General features: G+C 43.1%; 1 pseudogene. It reads right to left on the bottom strand.

The window, feature by feature from the left end:
• Window positions 1–239: pseudogene (locus AX660_RS20045) on the bottom strand (transposase); the annotation flags it as partial.

Raw genomic sequence — 239 nt, 5'->3', positions numbered from 1 at the left:
GTGTTGAATACTGGTGTGTTTTGAGGTTTCTGGCGTGGTGTCCATCTTAGCTCGAATAGGATTCAAGTCGACGTAAGCCATACAGGCTAGTAAGGCGGTTTCATCTAAAAGAGCTTGTGATTTGAATCGTCCTTCCCAAAATCTACCGGTACATTCATCTTCTTTATTGGCTTCGCGGGCTATGTATTCATTGAGGTTACGCATAAACCAACTGATGTCATACAAACGTTGGCGGTAAA

The sequence above is a fragment of the Paraglaciecola hydrolytica genome, from assembly GCF_001565895.1.
GTDB lineage: Bacteria > Pseudomonadota > Gammaproteobacteria > Enterobacterales > Alteromonadaceae > Paraglaciecola > Paraglaciecola hydrolytica.
This window is presented reverse-complemented; position numbering and strand designations above follow the sequence as displayed.